Below are 22,431 nucleotides of genomic sequence, written 5' to 3' on the forward strand. Positions count from 1 at the left end.
GGAAGTTAAGCCTTTCAGCGCCGATGGTACTGCAACCGAGAGGTTGTGGGAGAGTAGGACGCCGCCGGACAAACATTGTGGAAGTGGGGTCACCTTCGGGTGGCCCCACTTTTGCATTTCCTGGGTCCTACCCGCGTGCGTTCCTGACCACCACGTGTCCACAGGCGGCCGCACCAGGGTGTTGTCCACAGGCGTCGTGCGCGGCCTGCCCGTGGTGTCCTGCCGAACGGGCACAGTCGTCGCAGGAGGTGCACTGTGACCACGACGGACGTGACACGAACGAAGAAGCGACCTGCGGCAGGCACGACGGGGCGACGGTCGAAACCGGCGCCAGCGGACCCGGCAGGACCGTCCCGGTCTGGACCACCCGCCGAGGACGGTGAGTCGGGCGTCAACGACGTCCGACTGCTCGGCCGGATGACCAGCGTCCCCGTGGTCGTCGACCTGCCGAGCGGTGACGTGCTGGTGAGCTTCCGCGTGTCCGTACCGCGCAGCCCGGGGTCGGCACGGGCCAGCTCGACCTCCGGCCAGAGGGTCGACTCGATTCCCTGCTCAGCGTGGAGCCCGGCCCTGCGGCGACGGATCGCCGGCTGGCGTCCCGGGGACACGGTCGAGGTGTCCGGCGCGGTGTGTTGTCGGTTCTACCAGGCTGGCGGCGCGACGCGCTCGCGGGTCGAGGTGGTCGTGTCGTCGGCGAGGATCATCCGCCGCTCACCGGCCGCATGATCACACCGATGCTGGGTTTGGGCTGAAAGGAGGTCGCCTTCTCCGGAAGGAGTCCCCCCGACTCGACCAGGGCCCGCACCTGGTCGAAGTCAGGACTGGGCAGCAGCACGGCCGGTGCCGCGGGTGAGGTCGCAGCAAGTGCCTCCTCCACCGTGTGGTGGTGCTCGAGGCGCCCGGGCCGCTCCGGCAGTCGAGGGAGGACGTGGTCATGGAGCCACGACACGGCTGCCTCGCGATCGAGCCGGTCCGGGGCGACGGCGTACCAGGTGCCGCCGTCCGTGAGCACCAGGTGCGTGCTGTCGAGTGCCCCGAGAGCGTGCTGCCGGGACTGGGCGGTGACCTGGGCTCCCGCCGCTCTGGTCGCCTGCACGAGCACGTCGAGGCCGACGTCGGGCAGGGTCCGGTGGATGGCGCCCAGGAAGAGGGGGGTGTCGTCCTGGTCGACCAGCATCGCGAGGCCGGCGTCCCAGGCGGTGCCCGGGTGCTCCTCCTGGAGCCGCAGGTAGGCGGCGTACCTGTGGTGCCCGTCGGCCAGGAGGCACCGGCTCTCCGCGACGAGCTCGGCGATCCGGGCCACCGCCTTCTCGTCCCGCACGGCCCAGAGTCGCTGCCGTTGGCCGGTGCGGTCGAGGTAGCGCCAGTCGGGGTCGGTGCGGGCGACCTCGTCGACGAGGTCGCGGAGCTCCTGTCGACCGTGGTGGACCAGCAGGATGGGCGCGGGATTGAGGTCCATCTGCAGCATCCGGTCGGCCAGCTCGCCGGCCTGCTCGGGGTGGATCGCCTCGTGCGGCCACACGGCGCGGTCGGCCAGGGCGTCGGCACGCTCGGACATCCGCAGGGCTCCGACGAGGCCGCGCACGGTGAGGCCTCCCGAGGTGTACTCGTGGAGGTAGAGGGCGGGTGCGGTGTCGGCGGTCGCGTCGCCGCGCTCGATCCACTGGATCAACCGCGCTGCGACGTCGCGATAGGGTCGCGCCAGTGCTCGTGCGGAGGCGGGGTCACCCACGCGCGTCGGGGACAGCATCACCGCCCGGAACGGGAGCAGCTCGAGGGGTTTCGCCACGTACGGAGGCACGACGGTGGCGGAGTCCATCGGAGCATCGTAGGGGGACGCTCGTCACAATCCGGAAAGGGGTGGACCATGCTCGAGGAGTCTGCGGCTCCCCTCGTGGAGGCCCACGACCTGGTCATGTTCGACCTCGACGGCGTGGTCTACGTCGGGGGTGAGGCGATCGAGGGTGTCGCCGAGGTGATCGACCGGGTGCGGGGTTCCGGCCGCCATGTCGCCTTCGTCACCAACAACGCCTCGCGCACCCCCGACGAGGTGGCGGCCAAGCTGACCAAGGTCGGTGTTGCCGCCGAGCCGGGCGACGTGGTCACGTCGGCGCAGGCCGCGGCACGCCTGCTGGCCGAGGAGCACGGAGAGGGCGCACGGGTGCTGCTCCTCGGGGGAGAGGGCCTGAGGGTCGCCCTCCTCGAGGCGGGCCTCGTTCCCGTCGAGGACCCCGACGGCGCGGTGGCGGTCGCGAGCGGCTACGGGCCGGACGTGCGCTGGCGAGACATCATGCGTGCCGCGACGCTCGTGCGCGACGGGCTGCCCTACGTGGCCAGCAACACGGACCTGACGATCCCCACGCCCTACGGTCTCGCACCCGGGCACGGCGTGCTGGTGCGGACGATCACCGGCTTCGCCGGCGTCGACGCGATCGTTGCCGGCAAGCCGGAGAGACCGCTCATGGAGGAGACCGTCCTCCGGGTGGGCGGTGACCGGCCATTGATGATCGGCGACCGCCTCGACACCGACATCGAGGGCGCCCACGCGATCGACGCACCGTCACTGCTGGTGCTCACCGGGGTGACCTGGCTGGAAGAGCTGGCTGCGGCGCAGCCGGCGTTGCGGCCGACGTACGTCTCCCCGACGCTGGCGGGCCTGTTCGAGCCACACCCGGTGCCCAGCGTCACGGGCGGCGACGTCGAGCTGGGCGGCTGGACCGCGACCGTCGAGGACGGGCGACTGGACGTGGCCGGGGCCGGCAGCGACGCCGACTGGTGGCGCGTGGCGGCGACGGCGTGCTGGCGCCACCTGGACGACACGGGCGGCCCGGCAGACGTCTCCGACACGAAGCCGCCCGGACCGGTCCGACAGCTGGGCGCCGAGTAGGGTCTCGGCCATGAGCGAGCTGCCCGACCACGAGCCGACCGGCGTCGAGGCGGTCGACCGTGTGCTGGCCGAGGTGACGGCCCTGGCCGACGCCCCGGTGGCCGAGCACGTCGTGGTGTTCGAGCGCGCCCACGAGCAGCTGCGCCGAGCCCTCGACGCCCGCCCCGACGCGCCCGGCGACCTCCGGGGCGACTGAGGCGACCGGTGCCCCCCAGACGTCTACGACTGGACCAGGAGCTCGTGCGGCGTGGCCTGGCCCGTTCGCGCGAGCACGCGAGCGAGCTCGTGGCCGCCGGCCGGGTGACGGTCTCGGGGGCGCCGGCCACCAAGCCGGCCACGGGTGTGACCACCGACGTCGCGATCGTGGTCAAGGACGACCCCACCTCGGTGGACTACGTCTCCCGGGGCGGGCACAAGCTGGCCGGGGCGCTGGCGGCGTTCGCCGACCACGGGCTCAGCATCGACGGGAAGCGGTGCCTGGACGCCGGCGCCTCCACCGGTGGGTTCACCGACGTCCTGCTGCGGGCCGGCGCGCGCGAGGTGGTGGCCGTGGACGTCGGCTACGGCCAGCTGGCCTGGTCGCTGCAGAGCGACGAGCGGGTGCAGGTGCACGACCGCACCAACATCCGTGAGCTCACCCTCGACGTCGTCGGTGAGCCGGTCGACCTCGTCGTGGGCGACCTCTCCTTCATCTCCCTCGCCCTGGTCCTCGACCCGCTGCTGTCGGTGACCCGTGAGGACGGCGAGCTGGCACTCATGGTGAAGCCCCAGTTCGAGGTGGGCAAGGAACGTGTCGGCAAGGGCGGCGTCGTACGCGACCTCGCGCTGCGCGCCGAGGCGGTCACCGCCATCGCCGACCTCGCCGCCGAGCGCGGCTGGGGAGCGAGGGCCGTCACGGTGAGCCCGCTCCCCGGACCGTCGGGCAACGTCGAGTTCTTCCTGCTGCTGCGCCGCGGCCCGGCCTCGATCGGAGCGGACGAGATCCGCGCCGAGGTCGAGCGTGCCGGGTCGTTGGGGGTGGCGGGTGAGAGGGTGGACCCGTGAGCACCCCCAGCCCCCAGCGCCGCGTCCTGGTGCTCGCCCACACCGGCCGGGCAGAGGTGCGAGAGGTGGCCCGGGCCTGCGTCCAGAGCCTGACCGCCCACGGGATCGCCGTACGACTGCTGGCTGACGAGGCCGCCGACCTGGGTCTGGCGGACATCGACGGCCTGGTCGAGACCACCCACCCCGACGACCTGCCCGGGGAGGGGTGCGAGCTGGTGCTCGTCATCGGCGGCGACGGCTCGATCCTCCGCGCCGCCGAGCTGACGCACGCCACCAGCACCCCGCTGCTGGGGGTCAACCTCGGGCACGTCGGGTTCCTGGCCGAGGCCGAGCAGGAGGACGTCGAGTCCACCATCGCCGCCATCGTCGCGCGTGACTACACCGCCGAGGACCGCCTCACCCTCGACGTCTGCGTGCTCGTGGGCAAGGAGGTGCGGTTCTCGACCTTCGCGCTCAACGAGGCCAGCGTGGAGAAGGCGGCGCGCGAGCGCATGCTCGAGGTCGTCGTAGAGGTCGACGGGCGGCCGCTGTCGCGGTGGGGCTGCGACGGGGTCGTGTGCGCCACGCCGACGGGCTCGACCGCCTACAACTTCAGCGCCGGCGGACCCGTGGTGTGGCCCGAGGTCGAGGCCCTCCTCATGGTCCCGCTGAGCGCGCACGCGCTCTTCGCGCGCCCGATGGTGGTGGCGCCCACGTCGGTGCTCGCCGTCGAGGTGCTGTCCAACACCGAGGGCTCCGGCGTGCTGTGGTGCGACGGACGGCGCACGGTGGACCTGCCGCCGGGTGCCCGCATCGAGGTGCGCCGCGGCGCCCGGCCGGTGCGGCTCGTCCGCCTCCACCACGCCCCGTTCACCGACCGGCTGGTCGCGAAGTTCGACCTGCCCGTCGAGGGTTGGCGCGGCGCCGCCGAGCGCCGTCGCCGGGACAACGGCGAGACCGATGCTTGAGGAGCTGCGGATCAGCCAGCTCGGCGTCATCGAGTCCTCGACGCTGGAGCTCGGGCCGGGCCTGACCGTGATCACCGGTGAGACGGGCGCGGGCAAGACCATGGTCGTGACCGCGCTGGGGCTGCTGCTCGGCGGCCGCGCCGACTCGGGCGCGGTGCGCTCGGGTGCCAAGCAGGCCCGCGTCGAGGGCGTCGTCACCGCGCGTGACCTCGACGGCTTCCGTGGTGCCGTCGAGGACGCCGGCGGCGAGGTGGAGGACGGCCAGGTCGTCCTCGCGCGCAACGTCGCGGCCCAGGGCCGCTCGCGTGCCTGGGTCGGTGGCGCGTCGGTGCCGGTGACCACGCTGGCCGACGTCGCCGAGCCCCTCGTGGCCGTGCACGGCCAGTCCGACCAGCACCGCCTGCTCCGCGCCGGCGCGCAGCGTGCCTCGCTGGACCGGTTCGGTGGCGAGCCGCTGGCCGCAACGGCGTCGTGGTACGCCGCGCTGTGGGCCGAGCTGGTCGTGACCGAGCGGACGCTGGCCGAGGTCGTCGGCTCCGCCCGGGAGCGCGCACGAGAGGCCGACCAGCTGAGGTTCGGGCTCGGCGAGGTCGAGTCCGTCGACCCGCAGCCGGGGGAGGACGCTGAGCTCGCGGCCGAGGAGACCCGCCTCGGGTTCGCCGACACGCTGCGCACGGCCGCGGAGACGGCGCGCGAGGCGCTCTCGAGCGAGGAGGGCGCACCCGACGCCCTGGCCACGACGAGCACGGCGCGGCAGGCGCTCGACGGCGTGCGCGAGCACGACCCCGCCGCGGGGGAGCTGGCCGACCGGCTCACCGAGCTCGGCCACCTCCTGGTCGACGTCGCCGGCGACGTCGCGTCCTACGCCGCCTCCCTCGACACCGACCCTGCCCGACTGGCCGCCGTGTCCGAGCGCCGGGCGTCCCTGACGGCCCTCACGCGCAAGTACGGCGAGACGATCGACGAGGTGCTCGCCTGGGCCGAGGACGGCGCGAAGCGATTGCTCGACCTCGAGGACACCGACGGCCAGATCGCCGAGCTGGAGTCACGCCGTGACCGCATCCGCGCCGAGCTCGGCGAGCTTGCCGGCACCCTCAGCGCCCAGCGGCAGGAAGCGGCGCACCGGCTCGGCGTCGCGGTCAGCGACGAGCTCACGTCACTGGCGATGCCGCACGCCACCGTCACCATCGCTGTGAGCCAGCAGGACACCCCGACCCCCGAGGCACCGGCCGGACCGCAGCTGCTCGTGGACGGCCGCTGGGTGCGCGCCGGTGTGCACGGCATCGACGACGTGGAGTTCCTGCTCGCCGCCAACACCGGCGCCGACGCCCGTCCGCTCCACAAGGGCGCGTCGGGTGGCGAGCTGTCCCGCGTGATGCTGGCGCTCGAGGTGTCGCTGGCCGAGACCGGTTCCGTGCCGACGTTCGTCTTCGACGAGGTCGACGCCGGCGTCGGCGGCAAGGCCGCGATCGAGGTCGGACGCAGGCTGGCCGCCCTCGCCCGCACCTCCCAGGTCCTGGTCGTGACCCACCTGCCCCAGGTCGCCGCCTACGCCGACCGGCACGTGGTCGTGCACAAGTCGAGCGACGGCACCGTGACGACCTCCGGGCTCGTGTCGCTCACCGACGACGACCGGGAGCGCGAGCTGTCGCGCATGCTCGCCGGCGTGGAGGACTCCGACAGCGCCCGTGCCCATGCGCGAGAGCTGCTCGACACCGCCGCGCCCGAGCGGGCGTGCCTCCCCGAGAGGCCCACCCGCGGCTGACACCATGGCGCGGTCATGAAGTTCGCAGTCCGCTCCCGCCAAGCCCCCGCCCTGCCCGGCGTGCACGGTCCCGCCCGCGTGCACCGTCGTACGGCCAGCGTCCTCGGACGCCTGCACGCAGGTGACGTCGCCGTGCTCGACCACCTCGACATGGACCGCGCGACCGCCCAGGCGCTGGTCGACGCCGGCGTCGTGGCCGTGGTCAACGCCAGCCCGATGATCTCGGGCCGCTTCCCCAACATGGGCCCCGACCTGCTGGTCGAGGCGGGTCTCGCGGTCGTCGACAGCGTCGGCGCCGAGGTCTTCGACCGCGTCCGCGACGGCGCCGTGCTGCGGGTCGACGGGGGAGCGGTGCACGTGGGGGCCGAGCAGGTCGCCGAGGGCCGCGAGCTGACCCCCGACCTCGTGGCTTCGGAGATGGACCGCGCCCGCTCGGGCCTGTCCGCCCAGCTCGAGAGCTTCACCCACAACAGCACCGAGTTCCTCCGCCGCGAGCAGGACCTGCTGCTGCACGGGGACGGCGTGCCGCGCACCGCGACCGAGATGGCCGGACGCCCGGTCGTGGTGGCCGTGCGCTCCCACGGGTGGGAGGAGGAGCTGCGCGGCATCAAGCCCTTCGTGCGGGAGCAGCGTCCGGTCCTCGTCGGTGTCGACCGCGGCGCCGATGCGCTGGCGAGTGCCGGGCACCGCCCCGACGTCGTCGTGGTGACCGGCGCTTCCGACGACCTGCCCACGGCCGCAGTGCTGCGCCGCGCGCGCGACGTCGTCGTCCTCGTCGAGCGCGGTGCGCCCCGCAGCGCCACCGAGCCCTTCGAGCGCCTCGGCATCCGGCCGCTGCGCTTCGAGACCACCGCCACGACCGAGGACGCAGCCCTGCTGCTCGCCTCGGCCCACGAGGCGGCGCTGATCGTCGGCGTCGGCATGCACGCCACGCTCGACGAGTTCCTGGACCGGCGCCGCAGCGGCCTGGCCAGCACCTTCCTGACCCGCCTCAAGCTCGGTCCCGACCTGGTCGACGCGGCAGCGCTGCCGCGGCTCTACGACGGTGCCGTCCGGCCGCGCCACCTGGTCGGCGCCCTTGCAGCCGGGGTGCTCGCGCTCGCCGCCGCCGTGAGCGTGACACCGGTCGGCCAGCAGTGGGTCGACGACCTGTCCCCGGGCATCACCAGCACCACGTCCGACCTGATCGACAACGTCCGAGGAATCCTCCCGTGATCACCCTGCGCCACCACCTGCTCACCATCGTCGCCGTCTTCCTGGCGCTCGCCGCCGGGATCGTCCTCGGTGGCGGTCCACTGTCCGACGTCGGACCGACCGTCGCGACGTCCTCTGCGGAGGACGAGGGAGCCGATCCCGTCGAGGGCGGGGCCCAGGCCGACTACACCGAGAGCTTCGTCTCCGCGCTGGGCCCGGCGACGATCGGCGGCCGACTCGCCGAGCGGTCGGTCGCGGTGGTCACGGTGCCGGGCGCCGACGAGCAGGTCGTCGCGGCGCTCACCGACCAGGTGTCGGCCGCCGGCGGCACGGTCAGCGCCCGCTACGACCTGTCCGAGGACCTGGTCGACCCGAGCCAGAAGTCGCTGGTCGACACGCTCGGCAGCCAGCTGCTCACCCAGCAGGCCGAGGGCGACGTCGCCGCCGACGCGTCGACGTACGACCGGATCGGGCAGCTGCTCGGCATCGCCGTCGCCAGCAAGGAGGCCGAGGGGCAGGACGTCAACGGCAAGGCACGCGCCATCGTCGACGCCGTCAGCGGCGCGGGCCTGATGGCGGCACCGGGCGACGTTGCCCAGCGCTCGCCGCTGGTGCTGGTCGTGCTCGGCACCGACGCCGGCGACGAGGGCTCCGACGCCATCCTCGCCGGGCTCGCCCGAGGGCTGGCCGTCCAGGCAGCCGGTGTCGTGGTGGCGGGCACCACCGCCGACGGTGCCGACGGCCAGCTCGGCCGACTGCGCGCCGACCCTGCCGCGGCGGGCGTCGCGACCCTCGACGGCGTGGACACGGCCGCCGGCCGGGTGGCGACGATCCTCACGCTCCAGCGCTCACTGACGACACCGGGCGGAGCATTCGGTGCGTCGGGTGCCGACGGACCCGTTCCCCTCGGGTAGGATCGAAGCCCGTGAAGAGCCGCACGCCGACCAAGCACGTATTCGTGACCGGAGGCGTCGCCTCCTCCCTCGGCAAGGGGCTCACCGCCTCCAGCCTGGGCAACCTGCTGAAGGCGCGCGGACTGCGCGTCACGATGCAGAAGCTGGATCCCTACCTCAACGTGGATCCCGGCACGATGAACCCCTTCCAGCACGGTGAGGTCTTCGTGACCAACGACGGTGCGGAGACCGATCTCGACATCGGTCACTACGAGCGGTTCCTCGACACCGACCTCAACCAGATCGCCAACGTGACGACCGGTCAGGTCTACTCGACCGTGATCGCCAAGGAGCGCCGCGGCGACTACCTCGGCGACACCGTGCAGGTGATCCCGCACATCACCAACGAGATCAAGGACCGGATCCTCGCGATGGGCGGCCCCGACATCGACGTGGTCATCACCGAGGTCGGCGGCACCGTCGGCGACATCGAGTCGCTGCCGTTCCTCGAGGCCGCTCGGCAGACGCGGCACGAGATCGGACGCGACAACTGCTTCTTCATCCACGTCTCGCTGGTGCCCTACATCGGCCCGTCGGGCGAGCTGAAGACCAAGCCCACCCAGCACTCGGTCGCCGCCCTGCGCTCGATCGGCATCCAGCCCGACGCCATCGTGTGCCGGGCCGACCGTGAGCTCCCCGACGGCATCAAGCGCAAGATCGCCCTCATGTGCGACGTCGACGACGAGGCCGTCGTCACCGCCGCCGACGCGCCGTCCATCTACGACATCCCCAAGGTGCTGCACCGCGAGGGCCTCGACGCCTACGTCGTACGCCGTCTCGACCTGCCCTTCCGCGACGTCGACTGGACCGACTGGGACGACCTGCTCCGCCGCGTGCACCACCCGTCGGAAGAGGTCACGATCGCGCTGGTCGGCAAGTACATCGACCTGCCCGACGCCTACCTGTCCGTCAGCGAGGCGCTGCGTGCCGGCGGCTTCGCCCACGACGCCAAGGTCCACATCCGCTGGGTCGCCTCCGACGAGTGCCAGACCGAGGCCGGTGCGGCCAAGCACCTCTCCGACGTCGACGCGGTGCTCGTGCCCGGCGGCTTCGGCGTACGGGGGATCGAGGGCAAGCTGGGTGCGCTGCACTACACCCGCACGCACGGCATCCCGACCCTCGGGCTGTGCCTGGGCCTGCAGTGCATGGTGATCGAGTACGCCCGCAACGTGGCCGGCCTGACCAAGGCGGGGTCGACGGAGTTCGACCCCGACACCGTCGAGCCGGTCATCTCCACGATCGAGGAGCAGAAGAAGTACGTCGACGGCGCCGGCGACCTCGGCGGCACCATGCGGCTCGGCCTGCAGAAGGCCGACCTCCTCGAGGGCAGCGTCGTCCGGGCGACGTACGGCTCGGCGACGGTCGAGGAGCGTCACCGCCACCGCTACGAGTTCAACGACGCCTACCGCGACACCCTCGCCCGGGCGGGCATGGTCTTCTCGGGCGTGAACCCCGAGCTGGGTCTGGTCGAGTTCGTCGAGCTCCCCGCCGACGTGCACCCCTACTACGTCGCCACCCAGGCGCACCCCGAGCTGCGCTCGCGGCCCACGCGGCCACACCCGCTGTTCGCCGGGCTCGTCGGTGCGGCCATCGAGCGCCAGCGGTCCGAGCGGTTCCCGCTCGACGAGTCGGGACTCCGACGCAAGGACGACGTCACCGAGGCCTGACACCCCCCTGACCGGGCAGGAAGGGGGGAGGTCGGGGGCCAGGACGGGCAGGAAGTGCCCGGTCAGAGGCGGCGGGCCTGCAGGATCCGGCCGAGGACGAACGAGTTCGACCGGAGCTGGTTGCGGGCGTAGGCCATCAGGCTGGGGTCGTCGGCGGCTGCCTCGGCGGCGGCGAGGAACGTCTCGTCGCCGGCGCCGAGGGGGTACATCGCCCGGATGGTGAGGCCCTGGTTGAGCAGCCCGCCCTTCAGCGTGTGCAGCTCCTCGAGGTAGCGGTGCGCGAACGGCGCGAGCAGCTCGGCCTGTCCGGGGCGCCAGAACGTCGAGCCGAGCACGAGCGTCTCGCGGCTCGCCGGCACGGCGTAGTCGACGAAGAACGCCCGCCAGACCTCTTCCTTGGCCTCGACGTCGGGTCGCGCGGCGAGCACCGCAAGTCGCCGCATGCCGGCGTCCGGGTCGGGATCGGACTCGAGCAGGCGGCGTACGGCGTCCTCGTCGTAGTCGCCGAGCTCGGCGCGGCGCACGGCCATCCGCCAGGCCAGGTCGAGGTCGGTGGCGTCGTCGGCGGCCGTCTGCAGGACGGACCAGTGCTCGTCGGTGGAGGCGGCGGACGCGAGGGTGCGCAGGGCCGCCTGGCGGGCGTCAGGGACGTCGACGAGCCCGACCACCGCGTCGGCCAGGGCGGCCAGGAGCGCCGGGGCCTCGCTCGCGGGCGCCCACCGGTCGGCGACCAGCAGCGCCTGGCTGAGCAGGGGCTCGACGAGCGCCGGGCTGGTCTCGGAGGCGAGCGCGCGGGTCAGCGCGGCCGACACGTCGCGGGGCGCGACGTCACCGAGCAGCAGCAGCTGGCCGGCGGTCGCCGCGACGAGCGCCCGGTCGAGCGGGTCGTCGAGCTGGTGGACACGCTCGAGCATCAGCCGCAGCGAGGTCGGGTCGGGCTTGACGGCGGCGAACGTGTAGTCGCCGGCGTTGAGCAGCCGGAGGTCACCGGCGGGCAGGTCGACCGGCGTGCGCGGGCCTGTGACCTCGTGGGAGGAGCGGCCGACCGGCACCAGCGAGTCGCCGGAGGCGTCGAAGACGGCGACGTCGAGCCGGTGGGGACGGGGCTCCTGCCCGTCGGTCGTCTCCACGACCAGCTCGTCGTCGACGAGCTGGACGACGTCGGTGCCGGCCTCGTCGAGCCAGGCCTTGGTCCACGCCGACAGGTCGCGTCCGGAGGCCCGCCCGTAGCAGTCCATCAGGTCGTCGAGCCGGGTGTTGGAGAAGGCGTAGCGGCTGAAGTAGTCACGCAGTCCCTCGACGAACGCGTCCTCGCCGATGTAGGCCACGAGCTGGTGCAGGACGCTCTGGCCCTTGACGTAGGTGATCGCGTCGAAGTTGGACATCGCCGACGAGACGTCGGGCACCTCGCTGCGGATGGGGTGGCGCGCCGGGCTCATGTCCATCTCGTAGGCGGTGCGCTTGAAGGCGGCGAGGAAGGTGGCCCACTGGTCGGTGAACTCCGTCGCGGCGGCCATGCCCCAGTTGGCGGCCCAGGAAGCGAACGCCTCGTTGAGCCACAGGTCGTCCCACCACTGCATCGTCACGAGGTCGCCGAACCACATGTGCGCCATCTCGTGGAAGATGAACTCCGCCCGGACGGCGCGCTGAGCGTGGGTCGGGGGAGTGCGGAAGAGCTGGCCGTCGCCGTAGGTGACGCAGCCCCAGTTCTCCATCGCGCCGCCGAGGTTGGGCACGAAGACCTGGTCGTAGCGCTCCTGCGGGAACGGGTAGCCGAACCGCTCGCCGAAGAAGGCGAGGCCCTGCCGGGTGAGGGTGACCATCTCCTCGAGGTCCCGCTCGAGGATCGGCACGAGCGACTGACGGCAGTAGAACCCGAGGTCGTGGCCGTCGTGCTGCTGCCGCACCTCGTGGAACGGCCCCGCGTTGACCACGACGACGTACGTCGACAGGCGCGGCGTGTCGGGGAAGGTCCAGACCCGCGCGTCGTCGGTCGCGGCGTCCACGACCGACTCCGGTGCCCCGTTGGAGGTGACGAGCCACGAGGACGGCGCGGTGACGACGAAGCGGTGGGGCGCCTTGAGGTCGGGCTGGTCGAAGCAGGCCCAGACGCGGCGGGCCTCGTCGGGCTCGAGGCTGGTCCAGACGTAGACGAGCTTGTCGGTCGGGTCGACGGTGCGGAGGATGCCCTCGCCCGTGGCCGTGTTGGTGGTGCTCGCCTCGACGACGAGCACGTTGTCGGCCGCGAGGGCGGGGAGCGGGAGGCGGCCGTCGGCCGCGGCGGCCACGTCGACGTCGTCGCCGTTGAGGGTCGCTCGGGTCACGTCCATCGCGACGTCGACGAAGGTGGTCGCGCCGGGCTCGGAGCAGGTGAAGGTGATGGTGCTGGTGGAGCGCCACTCCTCGCCCTCGAGCAGGCCGGTCATGTCCACGTCGATGTCGTAGCGCCGGACCTCCAGCAGGTCCGACCTGGTCTTCGCTTCGTGCGTGGTGAGGGTCGACAACGTCATGGGGGCGAACCTAACTCACGCCGTCCACTAGCGTCGGCGGCATGAGCGATGCGACCGATGCGACCGGGACCGATCGACCGCGCGAGCTCGCCGACCGGCCGATGACGTGGCCGGTGGTGTCGAGCCACGACCTGCACCGCGACGACTGGGTGGTGGCGCTGCGCGAGGACCGGATCACCCGACCCGGGCACCCCGAGGAGTTCAGCCGGCTCAGCCTGGAGCACCCGGGGGCGGTGATCGTCCTGGCGGTGGACGACGACGAGCGCGTGATGTGCCTGCGGCAGTACCGCCACACCAGCGGGCGCGAGTTCGTCGAGCTGCCTGCCGGCCTGCGCGACGCGGGCGACGAGCCGCCGGTGGAGACGGCGAAGCGGGAGCTGCGCGAAGAGGTCGAGCTCGACGCCGAGCGCTGGCGGCTGCTGCTGAGCACCTACTCGAGCGCGGGGATCACCGACGAGGTGCACGAGATCTTCCTGGCCCGCGGGCTGACCCATGCACCGCGGGGGGACTTCGAGATGGAGCACGAGGAGGCCGAGATGGAGCGCTTCTGGGTGCCGATGGCCGACCTCCTCGACGCCGTCCTGGAGGGCCGGGTGCGGCAGGGTCCGCTGGCGCAGGCGGTGCTGGCGTACGACGTGCTGAAGCGCCGGGGGACCCTGGACGTCCCGGAGGGGTCCGGGGAGTAGTCTGCCCTCGCTGTGGGGCGGGCCACACCGTGGTGGCTGCCGGGAACCGTGAGGAGCAAGGCATGAAGGTCGGCGTACCCAAGGAAGTCAAGAACCGCGAGTACCGGGTGGCCCTGACCCCGATCGGCGTGCACGAGCTCGTCCAGCACGGCCACGACGTCGTGGTGCAGAAGAGCGCCGGCGAGGGATCGCAGATCCCCGACGAGGAGTACGTCGCCGCGGGCGCCACGATGCTCGACACGGCCGACGACGTGTGGGGCGAGGCCGAGATGGTCCTCAAGGTCAAGGAGCCCGTCGCCGAGGAGTACGCGCGGATGCGGGAGGGCCAGACCCTCTTCACCTACCTGCACCTCGCTGCCGACAAGCCGCTCACCGAGGAGCTGATGCAGCGCCAGGTGACCGCGATCGCCTACGAGACGGTCCAGCTGCCCTCGGGCGGCCTGCCGCTGCTCTACCCGATGTCGGAGGTCGCGGGCTGCCTGGCGCCGCAGGTCGGCGCCCACGCGCTGCTCAAGGCCAACGGCGGACGCGGTGTCCTCATGGGTGGTGTCGGTGGGGTGGCCAACGCCAAGGTCGTCATCATCGGCGCCGGCGTCTCGGGCCAGAACGCCGCCAACATCGCGCTCGGCATGGGCGCCGACGTGACGCTGCTCGACACCGACCTCGACAAGCTGCGGATGTCGTTCTGGCGCTACAACAACCGCGTCCACGGCCTGGCGTCGTCCAAGCTCGCCATCGAGCAGCAGGTGATGGAGGCCGACATGGTGATCGGCGCCGTGCTGATCCCCGGTGCCGCGGCGCCCAAGCTGGTGAGCAACGACCTCGTCTCGGGGATGAAGCCGGGCTCGGTGCTCGTCGACATCGCGATCGACCAGGGCGGCTGCTTCGAGGACTCGCACGCCACGACCCACGACGACCCGACCTACGCGGTGCACGACTCGGTCTTCTACTGCGTGGCCAACATGCCCGGCGCGGTGCCCAACACCTCGACGTACGCCCTCACCAACGCGACGCTGCCCTATGTCGTGGCGCTCGCCGACAAGGGCTGGCAGCAGGCACTGCGCGACGACCGGAGCCTGGCCCTCGGCCTCAACACCCACGCAGGGCAGCTCACCAACGCGCCCGTCGGCGAGGCCGTCGGCATCGAGTCGGTGGACCTCGACACCGTCCTCGGGTGAGCTCCGGGGCGAGGCTGGACCGCGCGGTCCGCACCTATCTCGACCACCTGGCGGTCGAGCGTGGACTGGCGACCAACACGCTCAGCTCCTACCGGCGTGACCTGGCCCGCTACGACGAGTTCCTGACCGGGCAGGGCATCGACGAGCTGGACGCGGTCACCGAGGCGACGGTGGCTGCGTTCCTGGTCAGCCTGCGTGAGGGGAGCGAGGCCCACCCGCCGTTGAGCGCGACGTCGGCGGCGCGGACCGTGGTGGCGGTGCGCGGCTTCCACAAGTTCGCGGTCGCCGACGGGCTGGCGGCGGCGGACCCGGCGGCGGCCGTCAAGCCGCCGACCCCCGCGAAGCGGCTGCCCAAGGCGTTGCCGCTGTCCGACGTCGAGGCGATCCTCGAGGCTGCGGGCGCTCCCGACACCGTCCTCGCCCTGCGCGACCGGGCCCTGCTCGAGCTGCTCTACGGCACCGGCGCGCGCATCTCCGAGGCCGTCGGGCTCGACGTCGACGACCTCGACCAGGTCGACGGCACGGTGCTGCTGCGCGGCAAGGGTGGCAAGGAGCGGCTGGTCCCGGTCGGCGGCTACGCCCGCGACGCTGTGGCGGCCTACCTCACCCGCGCGCGGCCCGAGCTCGTCGGGGCCGGCACGGGTGGTCCGGCGATGTTCCTCAACTCCCGTGGCGGCCGGCTGTCGCGGCAGAGCGCGTGGGCGGTGCTGGTGAAGGCCGCCGAGCGGGCCGGCGTCACGGCGTCGGTGTCGCCGCACACGCTGCGGCACTCGTTCGCCACCCACCTGCTCGACGGGGGCGCCGACGTGCGCGTCGTCCAGGAGCTGCTCGGCCATGCCTCCGTCACCACCACGCAGGTCTACACGCTCGTCACGGTCGACAACCTGCGCGAGGTCTTCGCCACCGCCCACCCGCGGGCCCGGGAGTAGCCCGGAGTGAGCCGGGTGCGCGCCGCCTGCCGGTGCGCAGCCGCCTGATGGTTGGATCGACCCATGCCGGATCCAGTGCGCCTCGACACCCGGGTCCCGACGGGCGCCGACCCGGACGCGGTCTACGACGCCTTCACCGGCTGGGTGGCCGACCAGGGCCTGGACCTCTACCCGCACCAGGACGAGGCCGTCATCGAGCTGCTCGGCGGCAACCACGTCGTCCTGGCGACGCCGACCGGGTCAGGCAAGTCTCTGGTCGCGATCGGCGCCCACGTCGCGGCCCTCGCCCGCGACCAGGTCAGCTTCTACACTGCGCCGATCAAGGCGCTCGTCAGCGAGAAGTTCTTCGCGCTCATCGAGGTCTTCGGCGCCGACAACGTCGGGATGCTGACCGGCGACGCCGCGGTCAACCCGGACGCCCCGATCATCTGCTGCACGGCCGAGGTGCTGGCCAACATCGCGCTCCGCGAGGGGCGCTCGGCCGACGTCGGGCTGGTCGTGATGGACGAGTTCCACTTCTACTCCGAGCACGACCGCGGGTGGGCCTGGCAGGTGCCGCTGCTCGAGCTGGTCGACGCCCAGTTCCTGCTGATGTCGGCGACGCTGGGCGACGTGTCGTTCTTCGTGGAGGACCTGAAGCGACGCACCAGCCGCGACACCGCCGTCGTCGACGACGCCGAGCGCCCGGTGCCGCTGAGCTTCCGCTGGTCGATGGAGCCGCTCGACGACACCCTCGAGGAGCTCGTCACCACCGGCCAGGACCCGGTGTACGTCGTCCACTTCACCCAGGCCGCCGCGGTCGAGCACGCCACCAACCTGCTGCGCCGCCCACCCGCCAAGGTCGACAAGGACGCGATCGCCGACAGGATCGGCGCCTTCCGCTTCGGTGCGGGCTTCGGCAAGACGCTGTCGCGCCTGGTGCGCAACGGCATCGGCGTCCACCACGCCGGCATGCTGCCGAAGTACCGCCGGCTCGTCGAGACGCTCGCCCAGGCCGGGCTGCTGCGCGTCATCTGCGGCACCGACACCCTGGGGGTCGGCATCAACGTGCCGATCCGGACCGTGCTGTTCACCGGCCTGGCCAAGTTCGACGGCACCCGGCAGCGGGTGCTCCGGACCCGGGAGTTCCAGCAGATCGCCGGCCGGGCCGGCCGCGCGGGCTACGACACGGCCGGCTACGTCGTCGTACAGGCCCCGGAGCACGTGATCGAGAACGAGCAGGCGAAGGCCAAGTCCGCTGCCCGGGTGGCGGCCGGCAAGAAGAAGTCGAAGGCACAGCTCAAGAAGGCCCCGGAGGGCACGGTCGTGTGGACCGAGCAGACCTTCGACAAGCTGGTGGCCGGCGTGCCGGAGCGGCTGACGAGCCGGATGAAGGTCGACAACGCGATGCTGATCAACGTGGTGTCCCGGGAGGAGGACGCCTTCGCGGTCATGCGTCGCCTCCTCACCGACAACCACGAGGAGCGTCGCGCGCAGCTCCGCCTCGCGCGGCGTGCCCTGCGGCTGTCGCGCTCGCTGGTGCGCACCGGGATCGTGACCCGCCTGCCGGAGCTCGACGACTTCGGGCGGCGCTACGTGCTCAGCGTGGACGTGCCCGACGACTTCGCCCTCAACCAGCCGCTCGCCCACTTCGCGCTCGCCGCGTTCGACGTGCTCGACCCCGAGTCCGAGACCTACGGGCTGGACGTGATCTCCGTCGTCGAGGCCGTCCTCGAGGCACCGCGACAGATCCTCATGGCCCAGCAGCACGCCGCGCGGGGCGAGGCCATCGGCGAGATGAAGGCCGACGGCCTCGAGTACGACGAGCGGATGGCGCTGCTGGAGGAGATCACCTGGCCGCAGCCGCTGCGCGAGCTCCTGGAGGCCCTCTACGAGACCTACCGGCAGACGCACCCCTGGCTCCCCGACGACGCGCTCGGCCCCAAGTCGGTGGTGCGCGAGATGTGGGAGCAGGGGATGGGGTTCACCGACTTCGTCGGCCGCTACCAGCTCGCCCGGTCCGAGGGGCTGGTGCTGCGCTACCTCACCGACGCCTACCGCACGCTGCGCCAGACCGTGCCGGAGGCGCACCGCGCCCCCGAGGTCGAGGACGTCATCGAGTGGCTGGGGGAGACCGTGCGGCAGACCGACTCCTCGCTCCTCGACGAGTGGGAGGCGCTGTCGGACCCCGACCACGCGTCGTCCGCCGTGGCGCACCACGAGCCGCCGCCCCCGCCGCGTCCGCTCTCGAAGCAGGAGCGTCCGTTCGGGGTGATGCTGCGCAACGCGATGTGGGCCCGCGTCGACGCCGTCTCGCGCGACGACCTCGACGGGCTGGTCCGCCTCGAGCGGGCGGCAGCGGACCGGACCGACCCACCCCGACAGGTCGTCGTCGGCCGGTCGGTGTGGGACGCGGCGATCGAGGACTACTACGCCGAGCACGACCGGGTCCTGACCGACGGCGACGCCCGCGGACCCGACCTGCTCGTCGTGGGGGAGGAGCGCACCGGCGAGCCGGTCGGCGCCGAGGAGGGCACCACAGCCCGTCTGCGCGACGTACGCCAGACGATCCACGACCCCGAGGACCACCACGACTGGGTCATCGAGGCGGTGGTGGACTGCGACGCCACCGACTCCGCCGGCGAGCTGGTGCTGGCGACGGTGGCGATGCGGCGGCTGTGAGACCGGCTGCGAGGACCGGCTGCGAGGACCGGCAAGCGGGCACGTAGAGTCCGCGCGCGGCTTCCGCAACTGGTGCGCAGACTGTCGACGTGTCGACAAAGTTGGCGGCGCTCGGCATGGTCCAATCGGGGTCCAGGCCGATGCACGTCAGATGCGACGAGGAGCAAGACATGAGCGGTTTCCCCGGTCACGACACGGGCAGCAGCGCCCCGCAGATGCCGCCCCTCGTGCGACCACCGCACCCGCAGCAGACCTCCCAGCCCGGCCCGACCCCGCGAGACGAGCAGACCGTGACCCAGCCCATCCCCTTCGAGCGCCCGATCGAGACGCGTGCCACGACGACCCTGGAGGAGGAGCGGCCCCTGGGTCCGACGGGTCGCCCGATGCCCGTGTTCCCCGACCCGCGGCCGCTCACCGAGCACGGCGGCGCTCGTGTGATCTCGATGTGCAACCAGAAGGGCGGGGTCGGCAAGACCACCACGACCATCAACCTCGGCGCCTCGCTCGCCGAGTTCGGGCGCAAGGTGCTGCTGGTCGACTTCGACCCGCAGGGCTCGCTGTCGGTGGGCCTCGGTCTCAACCCGCACGAGATGGACCTCACCATCTACAACCTGCTGATGGACCGCGAGACCACCCTCGACGAGGTCGTGGTCCCCTCCGGCATCGAGGGCATGGACCTGCTGCCCTCCAACATCGACCTCTCCGCAGCCGAGGTGCAGCTCGTGCACGAGGTGGCCCGCGAGCAGACGCTCCAGCGCGTGCTCGCCCCGGCCCTCGAGCACTACGACATCATTCTCATCGACTGCCAGCCCTCGCTGGGCCTGCTGACCGTGAACGCCCTCACCGCCTCCGACGGCGTCATCGTGCCGCTGGAGTGCGAGTACTTCGCGCTGCGGGGCGTGGCCCTGCTCAAGACGACGATCGACAAGGTCCGCGAGCGGCTCAACCCCAAGCTCGAGATCGACGGCGTCCTGGGCACCATGTTCGACGGCCGCACGCTGCACAGCCGCGAGGTGATGGAGCGCCTGGTCTCGGCGTGGGGCGACAAGGTCTTCCACACGGTCATCCGCCGCACCGTGAAGTTCTCCGACGCCACCGTCGCGGGAGAGCCGATCACGTCGTACGCCTCCTCCTCGACCGGCGCCGACGCCTACCGCCAGCTCGCCAAGGAGGTGGTGACCCGGTGGCCCGCCGAGTGAGCATGCCGGCGGCGGACGACCTGTTCCGACCCACCTCCGACACCGCCGCCGCGGAGCCTGCACCGGAGCAGCGCCCGCGACGGGTCCGAGCCGTGGCCGACACCAACCAGGACCAGGGCGAGCCGGCTGGCCCGCGCAAGCCCAGCGGCCGCGTGCGGCACGACGAGAAGATGACCGTCTACGTCACCTCCGACGAGCTGCTCGACATCGAGCACGCCCGCCTGACGATGCGGCGCGAGCACGGTCTCGCCGTGGACCGGGGTCGCCTGGTCCGGGAGGCGCTGGCGCTCGTGCTCGCCGACCTCGAGGCCCGGGGCGCCGACAGCGCGCTGGTGCAGCGGCTGCTCGACGAGTGAGCACCGGCCGCCCCGCTGCCCCGGACCCCTCGCTCGGCGGCACGCTCGAGCCGGGCAGCGAGGCCCCGGCGTTCGCCGTACGCCTGGACAACTTCGAGGGCCCCTTCGACCTGCTGCTCGGCCTCATCGCCAAGCACAAGCTCGACATCACCGAGGTCGCGCTCTCCCAGGTCACCGACGAGTTCATCGCCCACGTGAAGAACCTGGGTGACGCCTGGGACCTCGAGCAGACCACGTCGTTCCTGGTGGTGGCCGCGACGCTGCTCGACCTCAAGGCGGCCCGGCTGCTGCCCCAGGGCGACGTGGAGGACGAGGAGGACCTCGCCCTGCTCGAGGCACGCGACCTGCTCTTCGCGCGGCTCATGCAGTACCGCGCGTTCAAGCAGGTGGCCTCGGTCCTGGAAGAGCGGCTGGCCTCGGAGTCGCGCCGGCACCCGCGCGCGGTGGGCCTGGAGGAGCGGTTCGCGACGCTGCTGCCCGACGTGCTGATCGGGATCGGGCTCGACGAGTTCGCCCGCCTCGCGGCCAGGGCCATGGAGCCCAAGCCGGTCCTCGAGGTGTCGCTGCACCACATCCACGCCGCCAAGGTGAGCGTGCGCGAGCAGGCCCAGCTCGTCGTGGACCGGCTGCGACGCAGCGGCACGATGACCTTCCGCGCGCTGTGCGGCGACTCGCCGGACCGGCTCACCACCGTCGCTCGCTTCCTGTCCCTGCTCGAGCTGTTCCGCGAGGGTGCGGTGTCCTTCGACCAGGTGACACCACTGGGCGAGCTGACCGTGCGCTGGACCGGCGCCGAGGACGGCGAGGTGGACATCCACGACGAGTTCGACGGAGCCCCGCCGGGCGACGATGATGCACCCATGGCCTCGACAGCACTCGACGAGCCGGAGGAGGACCAGTGAGCGAGCAGCCCGACAGCACCCTGGACGTGGCGGTCGCCGAGCTGCGCCCCGCGCTCGAGGCGATCCTGATGGTCTCCGACGAGCCGCTCGGCACCGTACGCCTGGCCTCTGTGGTGGGACACCCGGTCGAAGACGTCGAGGCCGCGCTGGAAGCGCTGGCGGCCGAGTACACCGAGCAGGGCCGTGGCTTCGACCTGCGGTCGGTGGCCGGAGGCTGGCGCTTCTACTCGCGCCCGGAGCTCGCCGGGGTGGTCGAGTCGTTCGTGCTCGAGGGACAGCAGGCGCGGCTCACGCAGGCCGCGCTCGAGACCCTGTCGGTCGTCGCCTACAAGCAGCCCATCTCGCGCGCTCGCGTGTCGGCGATCCGCGGGGTCAACGTCGACGGCGTGATGCGCACCCTCCTCACTCGCGGGCTGGTCGAGGAGGCGGGCCAGGACGAGCAGAGCGGCGCCAACCTCTACCGCACCACGACCTACTTCCTCGAGCGCATCGGCGTCACCTCGCTCGACGAGCTGCCCGAGCTCGCGCCCTACCTGCCCGACATGGACGACCTCGAGGACGAGCTGGCCAGCGTCGCCGGGCTGGACGCCCCGCCCGAGCCTGTCGCCGAAGCCACCCCGGAACCCGCCCCTGATCCCAGCCCTGATCCCAGCCCCGATTCCACCCCGCCCCCGCCCGCGCCCGTGCACCACCCGTCGCCCCACTCCGGCGCGGGCACCGAGCCCGACGGCGGGACCGAGATCTCATGAAGCCGCACGACGCACCCGACAACGACCAGCCCGCCTCCCACCGCCCGGACACCGACGAGGACGGCCTGATCAGGCTGCAGAAGCTGCTCGCGCAGTCCGGCGTCGCCAGCCGCCGCAAGTGCGAGGAGCTGATGCTCGACGGGCTCGTCGAGGTGGACGGGGAGGTCGTCACCAGGCTCGGCACCAAGGTCGACCCCCGCACCGCGGTGATCCGGGTCGAGGGCAAGCGGCTACCACCGATCAGCGACAAGGTCTACCTCGTGCTCAACAAGCCGCGCGGGGTCGTCTCGACGATGTCGGACCCCGAGGGTCGACGCACCCTCGGCGACCTCGTCGCCGACCGGCCCGAGCGGCTCTTCCACGTCGGCCGGCTCGACACCGACACCGAGGGCCTGATCATCCTCACCAACGACGGCGACTTCGCCCAGCGCCTCGCCCACCCCTCGCACGAGGTCGACAAGACCTACGTCGCCGAGGTGGATGGCGAGGTGCACGTGCGCACGATCCGCGAGCTGCTCGCCGGCGTCACCCTCGAGGACGGCCCGGTCACGGTCACGCAGGCCCGGGTGGTCGGCGGCGATCCACGGCGCGAGGGCAGCAACCGCTCGATCGTGGAGCTCACCATCCACGAGGGCCGCAACCGCATCGTGCGGCGCCTGCTCGCCCACGTCGGGCACCCCGTGCGCCGGCTCACCCGGACGCAGATCGGGCCCGTCGGCCTGGCCCGGCTGCGGTCCGGCGAGATGCGCGAGCTCACGGTCGCCGAGCTGGGCGAGCTGATGGACAGCGCGCAGCTCTGAGCCG

General features: G+C 72.4%; 20 protein-coding genes. 18 read left to right on the forward strand and 2 right to left on the reverse strand.

From position 1 onward, the window contains the following. Window positions 1-270: 270 nt before the first annotated feature. Window positions 271-726: a single-stranded DNA-binding protein gene (locus tag Q1B24_RS11395; protein WP_299928849.1), complete on the forward strand. Its 456-nt coding sequence runs from the start codon at window positions 271-273 to the stop codon at window positions 724-726. Here Q1B24_RS11395 and Q1B24_RS11400 read toward each other — a convergent pair. Beyond that, window positions 701-1,819 carry a DUF1015 family protein gene (locus tag Q1B24_RS11400; protein ID WP_299928093.1) on the reverse strand — a complete coding sequence of 373 codons (1,119 nt, stop codon included), beginning with the start codon at window positions 1,817-1,819 and terminating at the stop codon, window positions 701-703. The two genes, Q1B24_RS11395 and Q1B24_RS11400, sit on opposite strands and share 26 nt — an antisense overlap. 48 nt (window positions 1,820-1,867) lie before the next feature. On the opposite strand from Q1B24_RS11400, the gene Q1B24_RS11405 reads away from it, so the two are divergent. From Q1B24_RS11405 to Q1B24_RS11440, 8 genes are read left to right on the forward strand one after another with little or no spacing between them, the layout of a single operon-like run. Next, window positions 1,868-2,887: an HAD-IIA family hydrolase gene (locus tag Q1B24_RS11405; RefSeq protein ID WP_299928096.1), complete on the forward strand. Its 1,020-nt coding sequence runs from the start codon at window positions 1,868-1,870 to the stop codon at window positions 2,885-2,887. Window positions 2,888-2,897: 10 nt separating this feature from the next. Beyond that, complete coding sequence (locus tag Q1B24_RS11410) at window positions 2,898-3,083, forward strand: hypothetical protein (protein ID WP_299928099.1); 186 nt, start codon at window positions 2,898-2,900, stop codon at window positions 3,081-3,083. Window positions 3,084-3,091: 8 nt separating this feature from the next. After that, a complete protein-coding gene (locus Q1B24_RS11415; protein WP_299928102.1) occupies window positions 3,092-3,931 on the forward strand; it encodes a TlyA family RNA methyltransferase in 840 nt (279 codons plus the stop codon). Beyond that, the gene (locus tag Q1B24_RS11420; RefSeq protein ID WP_299928105.1) at window positions 3,928-4,878 is read left to right on the forward strand and encodes an NAD kinase; all 951 of its coding nucleotides are present in this window, start codon (window positions 3,928-3,930) and stop codon (window positions 4,876-4,878) included. Before Q1B24_RS11415 ends, Q1B24_RS11420 begins: the two co-directional genes overlap by 4 nt. Further along, entirely contained in the window at window positions 4,871-6,643 is a 1,773-nt protein-coding gene (recN, locus tag Q1B24_RS11425; RefSeq protein ID WP_299928109.1) for a DNA repair protein RecN, read from the forward strand. Before Q1B24_RS11420 ends, recN begins: the two co-directional genes overlap by 8 nt. 15 nt (window positions 6,644-6,658) lie before the next feature. Continuing rightward, on the forward strand, window positions 6,659-7,858 hold the full coding sequence (steA, locus tag Q1B24_RS11430; RefSeq protein WP_299928112.1) for a putative cytokinetic ring protein SteA: 1,200 nt from the start codon (window positions 6,659-6,661) through the stop codon (window positions 7,856-7,858). Next, window positions 7,855-8,751 carry a copper transporter gene (locus tag Q1B24_RS11435; protein WP_299928118.1) on the forward strand — a complete coding sequence of 299 codons (897 nt, stop codon included), beginning with the start codon at window positions 7,855-7,857 and terminating at the stop codon, window positions 8,749-8,751. The genes steA and Q1B24_RS11435 overlap by 4 nt, the downstream gene beginning before the upstream one ends. An 11-nt stretch (window positions 8,752-8,762) precedes the next feature. After that, window positions 8,763-10,457: a CTP synthase gene (locus tag Q1B24_RS11440; RefSeq protein WP_299928121.1), complete on the forward strand. Its 1,695-nt coding sequence runs from the start codon at window positions 8,763-8,765 to the stop codon at window positions 10,455-10,457. A gap of 62 nt (window positions 10,458-10,519) precedes the next feature. Here Q1B24_RS11440 and pepN read toward each other — a convergent pair whose 3' ends face one another. After that, window positions 10,520-12,967: an aminopeptidase N gene (gene pepN, locus Q1B24_RS11445; protein WP_299928124.1), complete on the reverse strand. Its 2,448-nt coding sequence runs from the start codon at window positions 12,965-12,967 to the stop codon at window positions 10,520-10,522. 41 nt (window positions 12,968-13,008) lie between these two features. Between pepN and Q1B24_RS11450 the strand changes: the two genes are divergently transcribed. The 9 genes from Q1B24_RS11450 (at window position 13,009) to Q1B24_RS11490 (ending at window position 22,427) form a co-directional block, all read left to right on the forward strand. Next, window positions 13,009-13,653 carry an NUDIX hydrolase gene (locus tag Q1B24_RS11450; protein WP_299928127.1) on the forward strand — a complete coding sequence of 215 codons (645 nt, stop codon included), beginning with the start codon at window positions 13,009-13,011 and terminating at the stop codon, window positions 13,651-13,653. Window positions 13,654-13,715: 62 nt separating this feature from the next. Then, on the forward strand, window positions 13,716-14,831 hold the full coding sequence (gene ald, locus Q1B24_RS11455; RefSeq protein WP_299928136.1) for an alanine dehydrogenase: 1,116 nt from the start codon (window positions 13,716-13,718) through the stop codon (window positions 14,829-14,831). Next, complete coding sequence (gene xerD, locus Q1B24_RS11460; protein WP_299928139.1) at window positions 14,828-15,760, forward strand: site-specific tyrosine recombinase XerD; 933 nt, start codon at window positions 14,828-14,830, stop codon at window positions 15,758-15,760. Before ald ends, xerD begins: the two co-directional genes overlap by 4 nt. 63 nt (window positions 15,761-15,823) lie before the next feature. Continuing rightward, a complete protein-coding gene (locus Q1B24_RS11465) occupies window positions 15,824-18,421 on the forward strand; it encodes an RNA helicase (protein WP_299928142.1) in 2,598 nt (865 codons plus the stop codon). 170 nt (window positions 18,422-18,591) lie between these two features. Continuing rightward, on the forward strand, window positions 18,592-19,620 hold the full coding sequence (locus tag Q1B24_RS11470; protein WP_299928145.1) for a ParA family protein: 1,029 nt from the start codon (window positions 18,592-18,594) through the stop codon (window positions 19,618-19,620). After that, window positions 19,605-19,976: a hypothetical protein gene (locus tag Q1B24_RS11475; protein WP_299928148.1), complete on the forward strand. Its 372-nt coding sequence runs from the start codon at window positions 19,605-19,607 to the stop codon at window positions 19,974-19,976. The genes Q1B24_RS11470 and Q1B24_RS11475 overlap by 16 nt, the downstream gene beginning before the upstream one ends. Before the next feature lie 83 nt (window positions 19,977-20,059). Further along, window positions 20,060-20,878 (forward strand): segregation/condensation protein A, encoded by an 819-nt coding sequence (locus Q1B24_RS11480; RefSeq protein ID WP_299928852.1) that lies wholly within the window; start codon window positions 20,060-20,062, stop codon window positions 20,876-20,878. After that, window positions 20,875-21,627, forward strand: a complete 753-nt coding sequence (gene scpB / locus Q1B24_RS11485; RefSeq protein ID WP_299928151.1) for an SMC-Scp complex subunit ScpB — start codon at window positions 20,875-20,877, stop codon at window positions 21,625-21,627. Before Q1B24_RS11480 ends, scpB begins: the two co-directional genes overlap by 4 nt. Beyond that, window positions 21,624-22,427: a pseudouridine synthase gene (locus Q1B24_RS11490; RefSeq protein WP_299928154.1), complete on the forward strand. Its 804-nt coding sequence runs from the start codon at window positions 21,624-21,626 to the stop codon at window positions 22,425-22,427. Before scpB ends, Q1B24_RS11490 begins: the two co-directional genes overlap by 4 nt. Window positions 22,428-22,431 lie beyond the last annotated feature (4 nt).

The organism is uncultured Nocardioides sp., from assembly GCF_947488025.1.
Classification (GTDB): Bacteria; Actinomycetota; Actinomycetes; order Propionibacteriales; family Nocardioidaceae; genus Nocardioides.